Raw genomic sequence first — 19,177 nt, 5'->3', positions numbered from 1 at the left:
TTCAATCAGCAGAGGTTGGGAAATGAACAAGCATTGCCATCGCGTGGTCTTCAACGCGGCCCGAGGCGTCTACATGGCCGTGGCCGAGGTGGTCCGGGTCAACGCGGGGGGCAGCCCGAGCCGCAGCAGTCGGGGCCGAATCCGCGCGTCCGCGACTGCTTTCGCCCTGTCGGTGCTCGCAGGTAGCCTGGTTCAGGCGCAAATCGTGGCCGATCCCGCCGCGCCCACAGCACAGCGCCCGGTGGTGCGGTCTGCTGACAACGGCGTGCCGGTGGTCAACATCACCGCTCCGACGGTTGGTGGTGTGTCGCGCAACCAATATCAGCAACTGGACGTGACACGCAGCGGCGTGATCCTCAACAACAACCGCTCTGACTCGCTCACCCAACTCGGCGGTTGGGTCCAGGGCAACAATGCTCTGACCAGCGGTTCTGCTTCCGTCATCCTCAATGAGGTTACATCAGGCACTCCTAGCCAGCTGAGGGGCTTCATGGAAGTGGCCGGGCAGAAGGCCCAAGTGGTCGTAGCCAACCCCGCTGGCATCACCTGCGACGGTTGCGGCTTCATCAACGCATCGCGCGCCACCCTCACCACCGGCACGCCGCTGATGCTCAATGGGCATCTGGATGGCTACCTCGTGCGCGGCGGCGGGGTTCGCATCACGGGAGACGGCCTCAATGCGCTCAGTACGGATTTCACAGACATCCTGACACGTTCGCTGGAGGTGCGCGCCGGCATCTGGGCCAACCGGCTGAACGTCGTGACCGGCCAGAACCGCATCAGCGCCGATGCGGCTGTCGTGACGCCTGCGCCTACGCAGGACGCATCCGCAGGTGAGACGCCTGCGTTTGCCGTGGATACCGCCGAGCTTGGGGGCATGTACGCGGGGCACATCCGGCTTGTCGCTACCGAGTCAGGGGTCGGGGTGCGGCATCACGGTGGGATGCTGGCGACGGTGGGTGATGTGGTGATTGACGCAGCTGGCATGCTGACTTCTCAGGGTAGTGTGTACGCCAAGCACGACGTCGTTGTTTCCGCACAGTCACTTAGCAACACCAGCGGGGGGATGTTTGCCGAGGGGGGGCTGCACATCTCGGTCAGTGGTGATCTTGTCAATAGCTCCGGATGGCTGAGCGCCCTCAACGACGTATCGATCCGCGGTCATCACATTCTGAACAGGTTTGGCTCCATCTATGCCGGCGCCATGTTCCTGGACGACGTGGTTCGGGAAGGCAGTCTGCGAATTTTGATGGGGGGCGGACTGCTCAACGAGTTTGGCCTTCTGCAGGCGACACAAGACATCTCAATCAACGCATCGACCACCCGTGAGCCTTACGCGGTCCCATGGGACGGTTGGGTTGGCTACAAGCCGGATATTTATACCTTCGGTGGGTCCATGACTGCGGGGCGTCTGCTGCAGATCGGTGTGGGTGATGCCCCCGATCGGTGGCGAAGCCTGGAAGTCTCCGATGCGACCCTGAGTGCGGGCGCGGGTATGTCACTGCAGGTTGAAAGCTTGGTCAGTGGCCTGAAGAGATGGGGTTCACCTTACGACCCAGACCTTAACAAGAGCGGCAACGTGTACACAGGCGGTTCCCTGGATATTCGCGCCAGCCATCACATGGACTTTTCTGGAAGAATGATGGCTGGCCGAGATATCTCGCTGAGACTCGCCGACCCTACCGGTCCTGGGTCCTCATGGTATAGCCAATTCAACGGCGAAATGTACGCTGTAGGAAGCGTCACGATTCGCTCTGACAGTTCCTTTGAGCTCCAACGTGGTGCACAGGTTGTCGGAACGTCGGTTGCATTCGTTGGCGGAAGTCGTTTCACGAGCTTTGGCCACATCGAAGCCGACGATGTACACATCAGCCTTGACCGTGGTCGCGTCTTGGGCTACTGGATAGAGGTCGACGGAGAAGGTCCACAGTACTTTGAGGAAAAAATCCTGTCCCGGCTGGAGAACTTGGGCGGGGGCACCATTCTGGCCAATGCGATCACGCTTTCCGCAGATCACATCTGGAATAGCTATCCCAAAGGCGCGGACGTCGGCGGGCCCTACGCTGGCAGCATCATCGCCAGAGACAACCTCAGCATTGCAGCTGACCGTTTTGAGAACGGGCCAGCAGGTACGGCAATCAGCTATGGGGCGCTTGCCATCGGGGCGCGTATCTCAGAGGCGGGAGAGGTGGTCGGACGCTCGAAGTCCATTCTCAACGAGGGGGGGCTGATCGAGAGCGCGGGCGACATGCTCCTCAGCGCAGATCAGATCCTCAATGAGAATCCCTACTTCTTCGAGGGGTTGCTTCCTGTCGGAGACCCAGAAAGGCTATCGTTGATCCAGCCGAAAGGGAGCACGGCGCGGATACCCGTCCAGAACCTTCGGTGGCAGAGGTGGGAGCGGGCTGGGCAATATCGATACGACCTCTCGCCCGACCCGTATGAGGGTGTACCTGCGCGGCTCGGTCAAACCCCGGTTCCGCTTCCTGATCAGGTCGACTGCGACGACCCGGATGTGGAATCGACATGTCGTGCGGTTCCTGACGCGGCTTATCTCAGGGGTGATCCAGCATGGGCCTACTTCAATGTGGTGCAACCAGATCCAGAGCCAGAGCCGTTCGCGTTGCAGAGCCCGCAGGCTCCGACCCTAAGCGCCCCGGTCGATCCCGGCCCCGATGCTGAGCTGTCCTTACGCGAAGCGTTCAATGACGCCAAGCAGGCATTCGATGCCGCTTGGGCTGATTATCTGCAGCGGGTGGTGGCGTACGAGCACGCCCAGCAACAACATGCAGCGGCCGTGTCAGCGTGGCAAACGCAAACGTCACAGCGTTACGACGAACTAACCGACAGCATTCTGGCCTACAACGCGACCTTCGAAGACGATGTCATCCGCGAGTGGACACGCTATGACTTCACTCGAACCACGCTGCGCACGTCCGTACTCGGCAGCCGCCCCGGCCAGATCATTTCCGGCGGCAACATGGTCCTGGATGCTGCCGAAGTTGTGAACGACAAAAGCCGCATCGTGGCGGGCGGCTCTCTGGTGGCTGATCTGGATCGCCTGGATCATCGGCCTGCGACGGGCCTGCTCATCCTTCGGGATCAAGGCTCTGTACGCCAGTCTTACACCGAGCGGCGTAGAAACAGTGTTGTCAGCAAGAAAAGAACGTACCGGGAGTGGACAGAGGCCGCCACCTACGAGCCGCTGGACGATATCACCGAGATATCGCTCGGGGTCGGGGAGCTGCTTTATGGGCGTGCGTTCTCTCCGTCAGACGTTGAAGTTGCGGCGGCAGAGGTTCCAGCAGTCGTGCCAGTCGTGCCGCTTGAGGCGTTTCAGCTGAATGCCAGTGATCTGGCGCTGCTGCCGATCTTCAGCGTGGCGGCCAACCCCGACGCCCGCTACGTGCTCGAAACCAATCCTCGCTTCACCGAAAACAAGTCGTGGACCAGCAGCGACGTGTTGTTTGAAGCCATTCGCTTTGACGGCGACGCCACGCTGCGGCGCCTCGGTGATGGCTTTGCAGAGCAACGGTTGATGCGCGAGCAGGTTCTGGCGCTCACGGGCCAGCGCTATCTGGGTAACCACCGCGATGACGACAGCCAGTATCTGGCCTTATTGACTGCCGCGGCCACCTTCGCCACGCAGCATCAGCTGCGGCCCGGCGTTGCGCTGAGCGCACAGCAGATCGCCGCACTGACCACCGACATCGTGTGGCTGGAAGAGCAGCGCGTCACATTGCCTGATGGCCGCATCGTGGCTGCGTTGGTGCCGCGCGTTTATCTGGCTCCACGCAAGGGCGATCTGGCGGCCGATGGCGCCCTCTTTGGCAGTGCGCTTGTGGGCCGGACCGTCGATCTGCACGTCGCTGACCAACTCACCAATGGGGGCAGCATTGCGGGCCGCGACCTGACTGTGGTGCGGGCCGGCAACGTGTTGAACGATGGCGGCAACATTTCAGGCAAGGCCGTGTTCGTGTTGTCAGACCAGGACATCGTGAACCGAGGCGGCACCATTGCAGGCAAGGAGGCCGTCGTGCTGGAGGCTGGGCGTGACGTGGTGATCGAATCCACGACCCGGCATGATCAGAAAGAAACCACGACCGTGAAGCCGGTTCGCCAGTTGTCGATGATGGTGATGAGCGTGACGGGCCACGATGCGTCGGGGCAGGTTGGTGTGCCGCCCAAACCGGCGCCCAAGCTTGGCCCTACCGCCAGTTACGAACAAACCAGCATCGCACGGATGGCTGGCGTTTATGTAACCGGTCGAGATGGTGTACTCGTGGCCAGCGCAGGTCAGGACATCTCGGTGATTGGCGCCCGCATGCGCAGCCAGGGCGATCTCGTGATGGTGGCCGGGCGCGATGTGGATCTTGGCACGGTAGATACCAGTGGCAGCCAAACCATCCGTTGGGGTACCAAGCGCAGCTTGACCGAGTCGTGGAGCGAAGAGGTCGGCGCGAGCCTGCAGGCCCGCAACGACATCGTGATCCAGTCGGGGGGGCAGGTCAGCGCCCGTGGCGCAGAAATCCTGGCTGATCTGGGCTCGCTGGAGGCCACAGCCGCCGGCAACATTTCTCTGGAAGCGCGAGAAAGCACAGAGTTTTTCGATGAGCGCCGCCAGAAGACAGATCGCGGCCGGCTCAGCAAAACGCGCACGACCGAGCGCCTGACCTACAGCGCCACGCAAGCCCATGGCAGCACACTGAGCGGAGACGAAGTCTTGCTGCAGAGCGGTCAGGACGTGACCTTGGTGGGTTCATCGGTGGTCAGCACCCGAGGTGTGACGGTTCTCGCGCAAGGCGATGTGCGTCTTGATGCGGCAGCGGAATCGCTTGAGGAGTTGAGGCAGAAGGAGGTCAAAAAGTCTGGCGTGTCGTCAACGGGTGGGTTTGGCGTGTCGATTGGCACGCAGAAGCGCAGCGATCGCGCGTCTGAGGTGGGCGAACTGGCCGAAGCCAGTACCCTGGGTAGCCTCAGTGGCGATGTGACCGTCGTGGCCCGTGGCCGCTACAGTCAGACGGGGAGCGACGTGATCGCGCCCAGCGGCGATGTGCGCATCAGCGCGGCCGAGGTGGATGTGGTGGACGCGCGCCAGCTCAGCCGCAGCGAGCTGGAAACCCGCTTCAAGCAAAGCGGCTTGACGCTGAGCCTGAATAACGCCGTGGTGGATGGCGTACAAACCCACCAGCGTGTGCAAGACGCCCGGGGCCAGACCCAAGACAGCCGCACGCAGGCGCTGGCCACCATCACGCAAGTGCTCAATGCGGGCCAGATGCTCGATGCTTACCAGAAGGACAAAGCCACCGATGTGAGCGTGAGCCTGATGCTGGGTAGCAGCCAAAGCCAGAGCACCACGCGCAACACGGGCGACACCACACGGGGCTCGACCGTGGCGGCCGGGCAAGACATCAGCCTGCAGGCCACTGGGGTAGAGGGCCAGGCCGGCACTGGCGACCTGCTGGTACGCGGCAGCCGCATCGTGGCCCAAGGCGACGTGGTGCTGAGCGCCCAAGACGCGCTGACCCTGCAAGCCGCGCAAGACCGCTACAGCGAGCGCAGCGAGAACAAAAGCAGCAGCGCGGCCGTGGGCGTGAAGATTGGCAGCGAAGGGATGGGGTTCTCTGCCTCTGGCAGCGCGGGCCGAGGCCGGGGCGATGGCGACGACGTGGTGCAGGTCAACACCCAGGTGCAGGCCGGCCAGACGGTGGGCATGAGCTCAGGCGGCGACACCACGCTGCAAGGCGCGGTGGTGCAAGGCCAGCAGGTGCAGGCCCACGTGGGCGGCGACCTGACGGTGCAAAGCCTGCAAGACACCAGCACCTACAGCAGCCGCCAGCAAAACGTGAGCGGCAGCGTGACCATCGGATCCGGCGCAGGCTCGGGCGGCCAGGCCAGCTACAGCAGCAGCAAAGTCAACAGCGACTACGCCAGCGTGGTGCAACGCAGCGGCATTGAGGCGGGCGACGGCGGCTTCCAGGTGAACGTGCAAGGCCAGACCACGCTGCAAGGCGGCGTGATCGCCAGCACGGACAAAGCCGTGGACGAAGGCCGCAACAGCCTGAACACCCAAGGCCTGAGCCTGAGCGACATCGACAACCGCGCCAGCTACGAGGCCAAGGCCGTGAGCGTCAGCGTGGGCACCAGCGCCGGGCAAAACAGCGCGGGCATCGGCCAGGCCAGCGACAGCGCGGCCAGCACCACCACAGCGGGGGTGTCGGGCCTGGCGGGCGACCACAGCGTGCGCACGGGCGATGCCTCGCAAGGGCTGGACCGGATCTTTGATCGCGAGGGCGTGACGCAAGACGTGACGGCCCAGGCCACGGTGATGGCGGAGTTTGGGAAGCAGGCGAGTAAGGCCGCTGCTGACTACACGCAGCGCAAGCGCGAAACCCTCAAGCTGGAGGCATGGCAGGCCGAGCAAGCAGGCGACGACGCCAAAGCGGCCAGCCTGCGGGCCGATGCGGCACAGTGGGATGAAGGCGGCGACTACCACCTGCTGATGCAGGCCTTGGTGGGCGGGGCCTCGGGCGGGCTCAGCGCGGCGCTGGGGGCTGCCGCTGCAGCCAAGGCCGGCCCCTGGGTAGAGCAGATGACCTCAGAGCTGCCCTTGAGCGAGCCGCTGAAGGCCGTGGCGGGCATGGTGCTCAGCACGGCACTTGGATGGGCCGCCGGGCAAGACCTGGGGGCGGCTGCGGCATTCAACGTGGACACCAACAACCGTCGCCTGCACAGCAGCGAGAGGAAAATGGCGATCGAGTTGGCCAAGGCCAGTGGCGGGCGCTACACCGTGGCAGAGATCGAAGCACAACTGCGCCTGATGCCCAATCTGGCCCTGGGCGCTGCAGCCAAGCCAGAGGTCTACACCAACATGCAAAATCCCGAAACACAAGCGCGCTGGGCACAAGACCGCCAGCACGACGATGGCTTTGAGGTGACCGTGACGAACAACACCGTGGTCGAGAAAACCAGCGCAGCCCGGGGAGACGTGCAGGCCTTCATCGTGGGCGCCACCAGCATCCAGGGCGGCACCATGGACGGATGGTCGCCCTACCTGATGAGCAAAGAGGCGGCGGCAGACTTGCTGAAGCAAGCCGCGCAGAGCGCCACCCCCAGAGACGACGCAGGCCCGCGCCACCATGCCTGCGCCAGCACGGATTGCTTGCTGTACCAGGCCAATTACAACCCGAATCACCCGCAAAACCAGGCCGAGCTGAAACGCATGGAAGAGGCGCTGAAGGCTGCCGGGGTGGTGGTGGGCGCGCCCGCGCTGGCCTTGGCGCTGACCACGCCGGCCGGTCAGTTGGCCGTGAAGACTTTGCTGTGGAACCAAACCTCAGCCGTGTCGGGTTTGGCCGGGGGCTCGGTGAATGTGGGGGCGCAGCTGGTTAAAACAGGCGAGGTGGACCTGAAAGAGGCGGGCATGGCGACGGTGACGTCGATGGCGGGTGGGGGCGTCGTGGGCGCTTCAAAAACAGCTTTCGAGTCGGGCCGAACGATGCATGCCGTTGGTTTGACGGGTGTCTTGGCGGCCAATGCCGCTGGCGCGGTGGTGACGGGTAGTCCGCAGGGGGCGACGGCGGGTGGTGCTGTAGCGGGTTACGCAGCGGGGCAGTTGCCAGGCCCCATGGGTGTTCTCGGCGGTCCAGCAGCACAAGAGTTCGTGACTTGGGTGTTTTCGTTGATCGGCAGAAGTCCTCAGCAAAACGCAGGTTCAGGCAGATAAGGCTGATGACGGATATGCATTCGTTCGCAGATTTCTGGCGTGAGATTCGGCAGGATTACTTCCGTGGACTACTGAAATCTTTGGTCTACGCGTCTATAGCTGTTTTCGTAGTCATCGCCGTCTTGCTTGGTGGAGAGTGTCTTGGCTTGCTCTCCGAACTTGGGCTTAAAGAGTCAGCATGTGCAAACCTCCGGCAGCCTGCAGAATTGCTCTCGCGCTACTTGCTTGGATTGCCTGTGTTTTGGATGGTGTTGACGGCGTTGTCTACGGGCGTTATTTACCTTGAGTGGGACAAGTACAAGAAAGACAAGCCCTCCGGCTTCACGCATGACAAGGGTTGCGAGGGACCACCCGGCTATGTTCGCCGGCTAAAAGAGGTTGAAGCGGATTCATGGGTGCTTGAGGGCCGAGCCTGGCCGCTACAGCCCGTTGTCGAGGGGCGATACCGCTGCGAAGGCGACTACTCGGAAGAGGCCTTGGTCAAGCAGATCCGCAGCAAGTTTGTTCGACGTGAAAACAAGCCTGTGACGGATACGGAGCACGACACCTTGTGGCGCATACGCCAGAACAGCGGCACTGAGGTGCATGTGCATCTAAAGCGCGTGGCGGCTGAGCCTGGAGAGTTGCACATGCAGGTTCAGTTCTTTGAGTGGGCGGGACGCCGCCAACCGCCGGTGCTTGCGAAAGATGTTGTGTTGGAGTTCAAGCCATTGCGGTCTTGACCGCACCTGTTGTGCCGTTGGCCGTGAAGACCATGCTGTGGAGCCGGGCATCGGCGGTATCGGGCCCGGAGGCTCGACCCACTAAAGCAGCAAAGTCAACAGCGACTACGCCAGCGTGGTGCAACGCAGCGGCATTGAGGCGGGCGATGGCGGCTTCCAGGTGAACGTGCAAGGCCAGACCACGCTGCAAGGCGGCGTGATCGCCAGCACCGACAAAGCCGTCGACGAAGGCCGCAACAGCCTGAACACCCAAGGCCTGAGCCTGAGCGACATCGACAACCGCGCCAGCTAAGAGGCCAAGGCCGTGAGCGTCAGCGTGGGCACCAGTGCCGGGCAAAACAGCGCCGGCATCGGCCAGGCCAGCGACAGCGCGGCCAGCACCACCACAGCGGGGGTGTCGGGCCTGGCGGGCGACCACAGCGTGCGCACGGGCGATGCCTCGCAAGGGCTGGACCGGATCTTTGATCGCGAGGGCGTGACGCAAGACGTGACGGCCCAGGCCACGGTGATGGCGGAGTTTGGGAAGCAGGCGAGCAAGGCGGTGGGGGACTATGCGCAAAACCGCATGAAACCTGTCGATGAGGCGCGCGAGAGACTGGCGTTGGAGCAAGATCGCCAAAGAGGACAGCTCACGACTGAGCAGGCCCGACGCTTGGAGAAGCTGGACTCTCAGGGAATGACGGTCGATCAGGCCAACGCCAACCTCCAGGATGCGCAACTGTTGGCTGATCACGAGCAATGGAAAGAAGGCGGCAGCTACCGCGTAGCCCTGCACGCCGTGGTGGGAGGCCTGACCGGCGACCTGGGCGGGGCGCTGGGGGCCGGCGCCAGCGCAGCCGCGGCCCCTCGCATTGACGATCTGCAAGCCCAACTGCAAAGCAGCCTGCAGAAGGCTGGCTTGAGCGACAGCGTGGCCAAGGGCGTGGCCGGCCTGGCCGCCGGTGGCACCGCTGCCGTGCTGGGTGGGGCCGTGGGCGGCAGCGCCGGTGCGGCGGCGGGGTTTAACCAGGACACGAACAATCGGCAGTTGCATCCGAGTGAGAAGCAACGCATCCAGGAACTGGCCAGAAAGAAGGCGCAAGACACCTGCCGGGGTGATGCGTCGTGCCTGCAGCACGCCACCCTGTACTGGAGCGATATGCTTGAGCGTGTGGCCGAGGGCCGGGTAGACACCCAAGAGGCGATCAAGAACCAAGCCATGTACGAACAAATCATCGCGGCGGCAGGCCACAAGGGCAGCCAGGCCTCCATGGGCATGGCCGAGAGCTTCTTCGAGCACCTGGGTGAGGCCCGGCGCCTGTTGGCCGCTGACGCGGGCAAGCCGATCTTGGACGGCCGTGGTCGCGTGGTGTTGGGTACCGACGGGCAGCCGCAAACCTACTTCAGCGCCACGCAGGCCCAGCGAGACAACCCTTACGGCAACATCTTCCCCGGAGGCTCGCCCAGCAGCCAGGCGTCGGTGATGCCGGGCAAAGAGCGCCGAGAGCAAAGCCTGCTGGAGGGCATGAACGCCCGCAGCGGCCAAGCCACGCCTGACACCACGTTGGAGGAGTTGCTGATCGGGGTACGGGTGCCCGCCAGAGGCGCTGGCTCGGTGGTGAAAGTGACTGAGCGCAGCCCGGGAGGCGCCTTGCCCGGGACGGCCAAGGCGGCCGAAGAGGCGCTGTTGCGCTCAGGCGGGGCGTTCGACAAGGCAGGCAATCCGCTGCTGGACATGAGCAAGCTGACCAACGAACAAAAAAGGGTCATCAGCGAGCAGCTGTTTGCACCGAACACCGTCAGGCAGATCCTGCCTGACGGACAGCAGATTGCACGCGTGCAAGGCCAGGGCCACACCGGGATTGACGAGCTGTACAAGGTCAATCGCCCTGACGTGGACTATGTGAGTGTCGAGATCAAGTTTGTGGGACAAGACCACAAGACTGGGGCACAGGTGTTGAAAAACACGGATGATGGTAAGCAGGGAAGCACCAGCTGGATTGGGGGGTCTGGGCGGATTGAGAAGGCGGTTGGAGTTGAGCAATCTCGAGATGTTTACAACGCATTGAGGGCTGGGCGGGTAGAAAGCTGGGTGGTGACTGTTCGTCCTGATGGTTCAACCGCGGTGCAAGTGCTGGATTCGTTGGGGAAGCCAAAACTGATAGACGCATCAAAGATCTTGCCCCGGAGCCTGAATCCGTCGGGAGCGCAGAAATGATCCGATCGAAGCTAGGTGATCGGGATTACTGGAGCAAATGGATTCGAAAAGATGAAACGTGGTTGACTGAATCTATTCAACGAGTAAAAACAGAACCCACGAAGAATCCGATATACGAGCCGCAGTACGTATTCAACTTGGTGGTGGATTCGACTCGGATCATGCTGCGTCTCTACTCCTCCGGCGCCCCCATCCGCGACTTGCCCCAGCACTTCCCTGGCCTGCTGGACGCCTGGGAGCTGTCCAACCGCCTGAGCGACGAGGTCTGCCAAGCGCATGGTCTGCCAACCTGCCGAGACTGGGATTTCTCGCTGTCAAACCTGAACCACTACAACTGGTGCTTCTGGCTGGTTGGTTTGGCGCTGGCACTGGAGATACCCGATGAACAGTGGCAGCGCTTGATCGATCTGGTGGGCGGCGAAGGCGATGATGTGCTGCTGGATCGCGTGATCGCCAGCCGGACGCCATCGCGGCGCGTTGGCGCCAAGCTGCTGCATGCCAAGCCCTATGCGCGCCTGCTCACGGCGGTGGACGCCCCCGCAGATCAGCAGGCGGCCTTGTTGCGAGACTTCGTTGACCACTGGTACCCCGAACTCAAGCGCCCCGCCCCCAAGAACAAAAAGGCACCAACCATCGAGCCCTTTTGGTACATCTATGGCGACCCTGATCAACACCCGCTGGAGATGGGCAGCTACTTTGGTCGCTGGTGCATCGAAGCCGTGGCAGCAGTCAAGGCCTTTGGGCTGGACGACAGCCTGTGCCTGGGGCATGAGCACTATCCCGGCGACTTGCTGCGACCAGATGGCCCCAGCACCCATCCAGCTCGTGCAGACGAAAAGCGCGGCTGGTTGGCCCGGCTGCTTGGACGGGGCTGATGATCTGTGGCCCGTGGCCCAACGCAAGACCGCTACAGCGAGCGCAGCGAGAACAAGAGCAGCAGCGCGGCCGTGGGCGTGAAGATTGGCAGCGAAGGGTTTGGGTTCTCTGCCTCAGGCAGCGTGGGCCGAGGCCGGGGCGATGGCGACGACGTGGTGCAGGTCAACACCCAGGTGCAGGCCGGCCAGACGGTGGGCATGAGCTCAGGCGGCGACACCACGCTGCAAGGCGCGGTGGTGCAAGGCCAGCAGGTGCAGGCCAACGTGGGCGGCAACCTGACGGTTCAAAGCCTGCAAGACACCAGCACCTACAGCAGCCGCCAGCAGAACGTGAGCGGCAGCGTGACCATCGGGCCCGGCGCCGGCTCGGGCGGCCAGGCCAGCTACAGCAGCAGCAAAGTCAACAGCGACTACGCCAGCGTGGTGCAGCGCAGCGGCATTGAGGCGGGCGACGGCGGCTTCCAGGTGAACGTGCAAGGCCAGACCACGCTGCAAGGCGGCGTGATCGCCAGCACCGACAAGGCCGTCGACGAAGGCCGCAACAGCCTGAACACCCAGGGCCTGAGCCTGAGCGACATCGACAACCGCGCCAGCTACGAGGCCAAGGCCGTGAGCGTCAGCGTGGGCACCAGCGCCGGGCAAAACAGCGCTGGCATCGGCCAAGCCAGCGACAGCGCAGCCAGCACCACCACGGCCGGGGTGTCAGGCCTGGCGGGCGACCAAAGCGTGCGCACGGGCGATGCCTCACAAGGGCTGGATCGGATCTTTGATCGCGAGCGCGTGACGCAAGACGTGACGGCCCAGGCCACCGTGATGGCGGAGTTTGGGAAGCAGGCGAGCAAGCTGATTGGCGACGTGGCCGACGCCAAGCTCAAAGAATCGCTGGATCTGCGATCAAAGGCTTTGCAAGCCCGCGAGCAAGGCGATGCCGCCCGCGCTGATGCATTGGATGCGCAAGCCCAGGCCTTGGACGCTGCCTGGGGCGACCAAGGCACCATGCGATTGTTGGCACATACCGTGGTAGGCGGCCTGACGGGCAACGTTGCCGGGGCGGCAGGCGCAGCGGCCAGCACCGCGGGCAGCCCCCTGTTGTTGGATGCACTGGCCAACGCGGGCCTGGACCCTGATCTGGCGCGCGGCCTCGCAGCCCTGGCCAGCACCGCGCTGGGGGCGGCCGTGGGTGGCAGCACGGGCGCCATGGCCGCCTTCAACGAAGTCAGCAACAACTTCCTGAATCACCAGCAACAGCGGCAATACGCGCAAGCTCTGACGGCCTGCCGCACGGACAGCGAGTGCGAGCGACGCGTACACGAGCAGTATCAGCGCCTCAGCCTTCAGAACAACATGGCCTTGCTTAAAGCACAGGCCCTGTGCGAGAAGACAGGTGACTGCGAAGAGCGCGACCGACTGTACGCCAGAGGCACGGGCTGGGGCGAAGGGCTCAAGCAGGTGCAGACGGCGACAGATCCCGAGGCGGCCCTGGTCACCCCCGCTCTGGATCGCATCAACGCCAAGGAGGTAGAAGCGCTCGTCCTTAGGATGCTGACGCAAGAGGTCGTCCGCCTTGGCCCGGTGAGTACCTTTGATGCCTTGGGCAACGTCAGCATCGACCCGGCGCGTTACGTATCAGCCATAGATAACCGCAATGCGCTGACGGCGATGGGCGTGGCGATGGCGCCCACCCTGTTGTTGCCCGGGCCGGAAGACCTGGTGGTGGGCGCAGCACTGGCGACCAAGGCTGGGCAGAAGATTGCCGAAGTGGTGATGCAAAGCGGCCAGAAGGTCTGGCGCTTTGTGGATGGCAGCACGGCCAGGGTGGGCTCGCAAGAGGCTGAACAGATTGCCAGGGCGCGGGTGGAGAACAATGTGTTCAGAGATGGCTCCATCGCAGCGCCAGACAAGACCATGTCGCCCACGGGCCCGTGGAAGCCAGCACAATTGCTCAGCCCCGCCGAGGCGGATGCACGTGTTCAGTCTCTGTTGCCTCCAGGAGCGATCGTGACGAGCAAAGAAAGTGCAGATGCGCTGAATGCTGCTATTCTCAAGGAGAACCTTAACTTCAAGCCGCCGTATATTGCCAATACTGAAGCGGTGATTTTCAAAAATAGCCAGCCGACCGATTTTGTACGGGTGTACGTTGAGGGCGGACGATCTGGGCAGGCTGATACATGGGTGATGCCTGCGGCTGAAATCAAGGGTTTGAGTGCAGAACAAATTGCTAGCAAGTATGCTTTGCCACAAGTGCCCACACACATCACGGATGTGAAGGTGCCTGCTGGAGTGCAGATGCGTGCGACTTCGGCTGGTGTATCAACATCTTCCCCAGCAGCAGCTTGGGTGGCAACGGTGGAGGTGGCGGTGTGCAGTTTGAGGTGTTGAGCAAGCTGGAAAGCTGAGTGATTTTGAACGATGGTTTACCAATGCGAGGCCGCTGAAATGAAAGGAGAGGTGCTGCAGGACTTGCAGATTCAAATCTACCGAGAGGTCAGCATGCCAAATGGGGATCGAATTGTTCAAGCTGAACCGATACTCGATCATTGGGCCTCAATGGATTTGGCGAACCACAACATCTTTCGTCTGGATGCTCTCAATAGGGTGGTCTGGCGGGTGAAGCGGGTTGAGGATCAGTATGTGAACTGGGAGGTGCGTCATCAGCATGCGCGTGAAAAAGATCCTGGCTGCGAAGGCTACTTCGATCCCTTTTACAACATGAGCACGCGATATTTCGAGCGGCGTCTCTTGCCCGACAAGGGGCCCTTCCATCCGACGGAAGAGCTTGTTTGGTTCGATGACTATGCGCCTGGCCGCTTGCTTAGTATCATCACGCATTGGTGGGCGTACGATCTCGATCCGGTTACTGGTGTCGCCGTCTGCACAGGTGAGCAAGTGAAGTAGATCTACGACTGCATTGCAAATGCAGACTTGTTGTTAAGGTGACCTGACGGTGCAAAGCCTGCAAGACACCAGCACCTACAGCAGCCGCCAGCAAAACGTGGGCAGCAGCGTGACCGTAGGCGCTGGGGCCGGAGGCTCGGCCAGCTACAGCAGCAGCAAGGTCAACAGCGACTATGCCAGCGTGGTGCAGCGCAGCGGCATCGAAGCCGGCGACGGCGGCTTCCAGGTGAACGTCCAAGGCCAGACCACGCTGCAAGGTGGCGTGATCGCCAGCACGGACCAGGCGGTGGACGAAGGCCGCAACAGCCTGAACACCCAGGGCCTGAGCTTGAGCGACATCGACAACCGCGCCAGCTACGAGGCCAAGGCCGTGAGCGTCAGCGTGGGCACCAGCGCCGGGCAAAACAGCGCCGGCATCGGCCAAGCCAGCGACAGCGCCGCCAGCACCACCACGGCCGGGGTGTCAGGCCTGGCGGGCGACCAAAGCGTGCGCACGGGCGATGCCTCACAAGGGCTGGATCGGATCTTTGATCGCGAGGGTGTGACGCAAGACGTGACGGCCCAGGCCGCCGTGATGGCGGAGTTTGGGAAGCAGGCGAGCAAGGCGGTGGGGGACTATGCCGGGTTCAAAGAGCCGACATTTGTGGAGGGAACCCACAAGGTCGTGGCGGAGCGCCCATACGACCGGGGCGCGATCTGGACACCAGGGGAAGACGGACGACTGGTGCAGGTGATCCCCCCGCAGCCTTCGGCGGCATTGATGGCGTTCATTCAGGCCAACACCGGTGCGACCTACAGTTGGCCCTCGCCGACGCCAGCGCCTGCGTTGCCCCCGAACGCACCACGAGACAGACTGACGAACCTGCCGCTGGATGAGCAGGGCCGGTACAGCCGCACCGTGGTGTTGGATGGCAAGGCCTATGCGCCCAAGTACCATGCCTGTGCGACGGCACAATGCAGCGTGGACGGCGCCAACCTAGACATGACCGACCCGCAAACCCAGGCCTATGTGAAGGCGTTGGACAAGAAGTTGCTGAAGGACATCGGTACGGGTGCCACGCTTGGTTCGTTGGTGACGCCTGTGGGGGCGGGTGGGACTGCGTTAGCGGTTTTGGGGTGGCTCGCCTCAGGTGGCCAAGTTCTTCAGAGCGATACGCCGTTTGAGAGCGGTAGAGATGAGGTCTTGAAGGCTTTGTCAGAAAAGGGCGGGGAGAACTTCTTCCGCCATGTACTGGGACACACCCCAGCCAACGCCGCTCGCGCAGTCGCCCTTATCAATCTTTCCGGCGGGTGGGATGCCTTCGTGAACCGCGTGAAGATTGATTTATTGGAGATTAAGCCAGATGACACCAAAAAGTAAGGCGCTTTGGGTGGCTGGGGTCACTTGCGTATTGACTGCGCTGGTGACCGCTTTGCGTGAGTTCGAGCCGGGTAACGTCAAGGCCATATGGTTGATATGGGCAGGACTCTCGTGGAACTACTTCGCCTATGGCTTTGATAGAGGAATGATGCCGACGGTTTTTGTCGAGCTGGATGGCGGCGGCAAAGGCAATCCTGTCGCACGAGGCTTCGTCTTTTGGCTTACTGCTGTCATTTACCTTGCATTCATCGCCACGGCCGCTTTCGCTGACATTGGGTGATCCAGGCGCGAGGCTTACCTGGCATCTGCATACGGTTCCTCACCGCACCTCACCCCCCCGCCACCCCCTGCCGCCGCGACGCCGCCAGATACCCCAACAAGCGCCGCGCCTTTTCGTTGCCGATGGTGGCCTCGGCCAGCAGGAAGCCGCCCACCTCGCCGATGCCCACCACCAGGTCGGCGCCCGCGGCCTCGAGGTAGGGGCGCTGGGCCGGATCAAGCAGTTCGGCGATGACCCGCGCGTGCGGTGCGGCACGGCGCGCCACCAGGCAGTTCACCGCGGTGAGCGCATCGGCATGTTGCCGCTCGGCGTAGTTGGCCAGCACCACCACGGTGGCGGCCTGGGCGAGGCAGCTGCGTTCGATGGCCTCGCCGCGCACAGGGTAGGGCGCGCGCGTGAACATCAGCAGCGGGTCGTCCATGGGCTTGTGCTCCAGATCGGCCATCACGAGGATGGGGCTGTGAGCGTGGTCAGGGTCGTCTCGCAAGGTGCGCACGATTTGCGGGCCCTTGAGGTTCCACCCCATGATGACGATGTGCTGGTTCAGTCGGTGCATCTTCAACCCCATGTCTTCCTTGACCTTGCGTTCGATGAGCACAGCGGCCGCCAGCGCGCAGAGCAGGGCAGTCAGCAGTTTGGAGACGATCACGGCCAGCCCCATGACCATGCGGCCACCAGCGGTGGCGGGCTGGACGCTGGCGTCGCCCGACGTGGTCATGGTCACCAGCAGCGCATACACCGCGTCGCCGACGCTGTGCACGCGGGGGCTGTGGCCCACTTCGAAGGCATAGACCAGTAGCGCGCAGGCCAGCCAGAACACGACGAACCAGGTCGTGAGCTCGGCGATGAAGCGGTAGCGGGCCACCGACATCAGGCGGATGAAGGTCATCAGCCATCCTGAGCGCGTCGCCAGCATGCTGGCCTCCTGCGTCACGTCACGATGGCTTCAGTCTATGCCTGCGCGGTGCTGCTGGGGTGCGAATTAATACACCTCGGGCACGATCATCGAGCCCGGCACGGGTTGTCGGAAGTAATCGGGCTGGCGCTGCCGTTCGGGCAGCGTCACCGACTCATGCGGGATCTCGTGATAGGGCAGTTGCGACAGCAGGTGATGGATGCAATTGAGTCGCGCGCGCTTCTTGTCCACAGCCTGCACCACCCACCAGGGCGCCTCAGGGATGTGGGTGCGCTCGAGCATCACTTCTTTGGCTCGGGTGTAGGCTTCCCAGCGGCGACGGCTTTCCAGGTCCATCGGGCTGAGCTTCCATTGCTTGAGCGGGTCGTTGATGCGCGAGAGGAAGCGGGCGGCCTGCTCTTCGTCCGAGATCGAGAACCAGTACTTGATGACGCGGATGCCGCTGCGCACCAGCATCTTCTCGAACTCGGGAACCGAGCGGAAGAACTCTTCGTAATCCGCGTCGCTGCAAAAGCCCATCACGCGCTCGACACCAGCTCGGTTGTACCAGCTGCGGTCGAACAAGACGATCTCGCCAGCGGCCGGCAGGTGGGCCACATAGCGCTGGAAGTACCACTGGGTCTTTTCTCGGTCGTTGGGCGCTGGCAGCGCTGCGACCCGGCAAACGCGCGGGTTGAGCCGCTGCGTGATGCGCTTGATCGCGCCACCCTTGCCGGCGGCGTCGCGCCCCTCGAACAGCACGACGATGCGCTCGCCGGTGTGCACGACCCAGTCCTGTAGCTTGACCAGCTCGCCCTGCAGCCGGAACAGCTCGCGGAAGTACAACCGCCGCATGTCCTGCGTTTCAGGTGGGCGGCCGGCCTGCAGGTCGAAGAACCGGTCGTCGAGCTCTTGCTCAAGCTCTTCGTCGTAGCTGTCCAGCAGGTCATCCTGCAGCCGGCGCAGCAGGTCGGGGTCGATGTCGTAAAGCGGTTTGTCCATGTCGCGCGCGCCATCGGCGCAATGAGCCAGTTGATCAGCTTGTGCTGACCGTGTGACGGCGCGATGACAAAGGCGCGAACGGCTCAGGCCAGCATCAGGATCTCGGATGGAGGCAAGTGCCGTGCCCAGTCCTGCCTTGGGGCCGCGCCGACGATCTGCCGCCCACACGCGCGCGTGGTGCGGCAGCGCACCAGTTCGGCCAGCGGCGCGCCTTGGCGGTCGCTGAGCAGCACCACGTCGGGCGCACTGGGATCGACCGATCGGCGCACGACGACGGCCTGCTCGCCGGTGTACAGCGCCACCAGGCAGCCCGGCGGATACAACCCGAGTTCGCGGATGATGGTGGCACCGAAGTAGCCGGCGCTGCGCTGGCGGAAGATTTCGGCAGCCGCCCGCGGTGTGAGCAGGCCTGTGCGGCCGGCGCGGGGGCTGATCTTGGCGCCAAACACATCGCAGGTGCGCAGCGCATCGGCCAGCTGATGCGGCTGGTTCAGCCCCTGTGGGTAGCCGCTGCCGTCGGCCTGCTCGTGGTGCTGGGCGACGGCAATCAGCCAGTCTTCGTCCGTCACGCCGAGCTGACGCAGCATCTGCCAGCTGGCCAGCGGGTGCGCATGGATGGCGGCTTGTTGCGCATCCGTCAGCGGGCTGGTTTGCAAGGCCAACTCGGTCTGCAACTCGGTGATGGAGAGGTTCATGGTCAGCGCGGCCTGGACGCCGCTGAGCGTACGGGCGTCGCCCCAGTCCTTGCGCAGCCCCACCAGTGCCATCAGCATCGCCACGTGCATGGCGTGCAGCACGCTGTAGCGGTGCACCTTGTCGTCGGTGGCGTGCACCATGTGAAAGATGCCGATGTCGGGATCTTGCCGGGTCAGTTGCATGACCTGGCTTGCGGCCACACGGATGTCGTGCAGAAAGCCGCTGCACCCAAGGGGGTCCTGCAGCACGGGCGCCAGTTCGTCGGCCAGTTCTTGCCACAGCGCCCACCGATGACATGCCGCGGTCGAAGGTGGCTGTACCTCTTGCTGTGACGGCAAGAGCGGGTCGGAGGCAACGGAGGGCATGGTGGCGGCCTGCATGGGGACTCCTGGTGCGCGGGCCTTCTGCCGGGATGGGCCGATGTGCCACGTCGTGTGTTTACCTTACGTGGCTGTGGCAGGACCGCAAGAGGGGTGCCACCGGGCCGTCTGTGGGCGGCGTGACGGTGTGCACATCCGGGCGTCTCTCA

General features: G+C 63.2%; 13 protein-coding genes. 9 read left to right on the top strand and 4 right to left on the bottom strand.

The window, feature by feature from the left end:
- Positions 1-22: 22 nt before the first annotated feature.
- The 3 genes from GTZ97_RS06485 to GTZ97_RS06475 all read left to right on the top strand — a co-directional run bounded on the left by GTZ97_RS06485 (position 23) and on the right by GTZ97_RS06475 (position 8,740).
- Complete coding sequence (locus GTZ97_RS06485) at positions 23-7,726, top strand: two-partner secretion domain-containing protein (protein WP_161649756.1); 7,704 nt, start codon at positions 23-25, stop codon at positions 7,724-7,726.
- Between the two features lie 14 nt (positions 7,727-7,740).
- Positions 7,741-8,448 (top strand): hypothetical protein, encoded by a 708-nt coding sequence (locus tag GTZ97_RS06480; protein ID WP_161649755.1) that lies wholly within the window; start codon positions 7,741-7,743, stop codon positions 8,446-8,448.
- Positions 8,449-8,563: 115 nt separating this feature from the next.
- Positions 8,564-8,740 (top strand): hypothetical protein, encoded by a 177-nt coding sequence (locus GTZ97_RS06475; protein ID WP_161649754.1) that lies wholly within the window; start codon positions 8,564-8,566, stop codon positions 8,738-8,740.
- Here GTZ97_RS06475 and GTZ97_RS06470 read toward each other — a convergent pair.
- A complete protein-coding gene (locus tag GTZ97_RS06470) occupies positions 8,737-8,877 on the bottom strand; it encodes a hypothetical protein (protein WP_161649753.1) in 141 nt (46 codons plus the stop codon). The genes GTZ97_RS06475 and GTZ97_RS06470 overlap by 4 nt on opposite strands.
- Before the next feature lie 46 nt (positions 8,878-8,923).
- On the opposite strand from GTZ97_RS06470, the gene GTZ97_RS06465 reads away from it, so the two are divergent.
- The 6 genes from GTZ97_RS06465 (at position 8,924) to GTZ97_RS06440 (ending at position 16,055) form a co-directional block, all read left to right on the top strand.
- Complete coding sequence (locus GTZ97_RS06465) at positions 8,924-10,645, top strand: hypothetical protein (protein ID WP_161649752.1); 1,722 nt, start codon at positions 8,924-8,926, stop codon at positions 10,643-10,645.
- The gene (locus tag GTZ97_RS06460) at positions 10,642-11,520 is read left to right on the top strand and encodes a PoNe immunity protein domain-containing protein (RefSeq protein ID WP_161649751.1); all 879 of its coding nucleotides are present in this window, start codon (positions 10,642-10,644) and stop codon (positions 11,518-11,520) included. The genes GTZ97_RS06465 and GTZ97_RS06460 overlap by 4 nt, the downstream gene beginning before the upstream one ends.
- A 6-nt stretch (positions 11,521-11,526) precedes the next feature.
- Positions 11,527-13,899 carry a hemagglutinin repeat-containing protein gene (locus GTZ97_RS06455; protein ID WP_161649750.1) on the top strand — a complete coding sequence of 791 codons (2,373 nt, stop codon included), beginning with the start codon at positions 11,527-11,529 and terminating at the stop codon, positions 13,897-13,899.
- Positions 13,900-13,956: 57 nt separating this feature from the next.
- The gene (locus GTZ97_RS06450) at positions 13,957-14,415 is read left to right on the top strand and encodes a hypothetical protein (RefSeq protein WP_161649749.1); all 459 of its coding nucleotides are present in this window, start codon (positions 13,957-13,959) and stop codon (positions 14,413-14,415) included.
- 181 nt (positions 14,416-14,596) lie between these two features.
- Positions 14,597-15,775, top strand: coding sequence for a hypothetical protein (locus tag GTZ97_RS06445; RefSeq protein WP_161649748.1), 1,179 nt, complete (start codon positions 14,597-14,599; stop codon positions 15,773-15,775).
- A gap of 43 nt (positions 15,776-15,818) precedes the next feature.
- Positions 15,819-16,055, top strand: a complete 237-nt coding sequence (locus GTZ97_RS06440) for a hypothetical protein (protein ID WP_161649747.1) — start codon at positions 15,819-15,821, stop codon at positions 16,053-16,055.
- A 49-nt stretch (positions 16,056-16,104) separates the two neighbouring features.
- On the opposite strand, the gene GTZ97_RS06435 is transcribed toward GTZ97_RS06440, so the two are convergent.
- The 3 genes from GTZ97_RS06435 to GTZ97_RS06425 form a co-directional block, all read right to left on the bottom strand.
- Positions 16,105-16,971, bottom strand: a complete 867-nt coding sequence (locus GTZ97_RS06435; protein WP_161649746.1) for an ion channel — start codon at positions 16,969-16,971, stop codon at positions 16,105-16,107.
- Positions 16,972-17,037: 66 nt separating this feature from the next.
- The gene (gene ppk2 / locus GTZ97_RS06430; RefSeq protein ID WP_161649745.1) at positions 17,038-17,952 is read right to left on the bottom strand and encodes a polyphosphate kinase 2; all 915 of its coding nucleotides are present in this window, start codon (positions 17,950-17,952) and stop codon (positions 17,038-17,040) included.
- 83 nt (positions 17,953-18,035) lie between these two features.
- Positions 18,036-19,028: an HD-GYP domain-containing protein gene (locus GTZ97_RS06425; RefSeq protein WP_161649744.1), complete on the bottom strand. Its 993-nt coding sequence runs from the start codon at positions 19,026-19,028 to the stop codon at positions 18,036-18,038.
- Between the last annotated feature and the right edge of the window lie 149 nt (positions 19,029-19,177).

This window comes from Aquabacterium fontiphilum (genome assembly GCF_009909205.1).
In the GTDB taxonomy this organism is placed as follows: Bacteria; Pseudomonadota; Gammaproteobacteria; order Burkholderiales; family Burkholderiaceae_C; genus Aquabacterium; species Aquabacterium fontiphilum.
This window is presented reverse-complemented; position numbering and strand designations above follow the sequence as displayed.

What these genes read in the sequence shown, in the direction of transcription:
- GTZ97_RS06485 (WP_161649756.1), top strand. Translation starts at nt 23, where the DNA reads ATGAACAAGCATTGCCATCGCGTGGTCTTCAACGCGGCCCGAGGCGTC.
- GTZ97_RS06480 (WP_161649755.1), top strand. Translation starts at nt 7,741, where the DNA reads ATGCATTCGTTCGCAGATTTCTGGCGTGAGATTCGGCAGGATTACTTC.
- GTZ97_RS06460 (WP_161649751.1), top strand. Translation starts at nt 10,642, where the DNA reads ATGATCCGATCGAAGCTAGGTGATCGGGATTACTGGAGCAAATGGATT.
- GTZ97_RS06450 (WP_161649749.1), top strand. Translation starts at nt 13,957, where the DNA reads ATGAAAGGAGAGGTGCTGCAGGACTTGCAGATTCAAATCTACCGAGAG.
- GTZ97_RS06435 (WP_161649746.1), bottom strand. Translation starts at nt 16,971, where the DNA reads ATGCTGGCGACGCGCTCAGGATGGCTGATGACCTTCATCCGCCTGATG.
- ppk2 (WP_161649745.1), bottom strand. Translation starts at nt 17,952, where the DNA reads ATGGACAAACCGCTTTACGACATCGACCCCGACCTGCTGCGCCGGCTG.
- GTZ97_RS06425 (WP_161649744.1), bottom strand. Translation starts at nt 19,028, where the DNA reads ATGCAGGCCGCCACCATGCCCTCCGTTGCCTCCGACCCGCTCTTGCCG.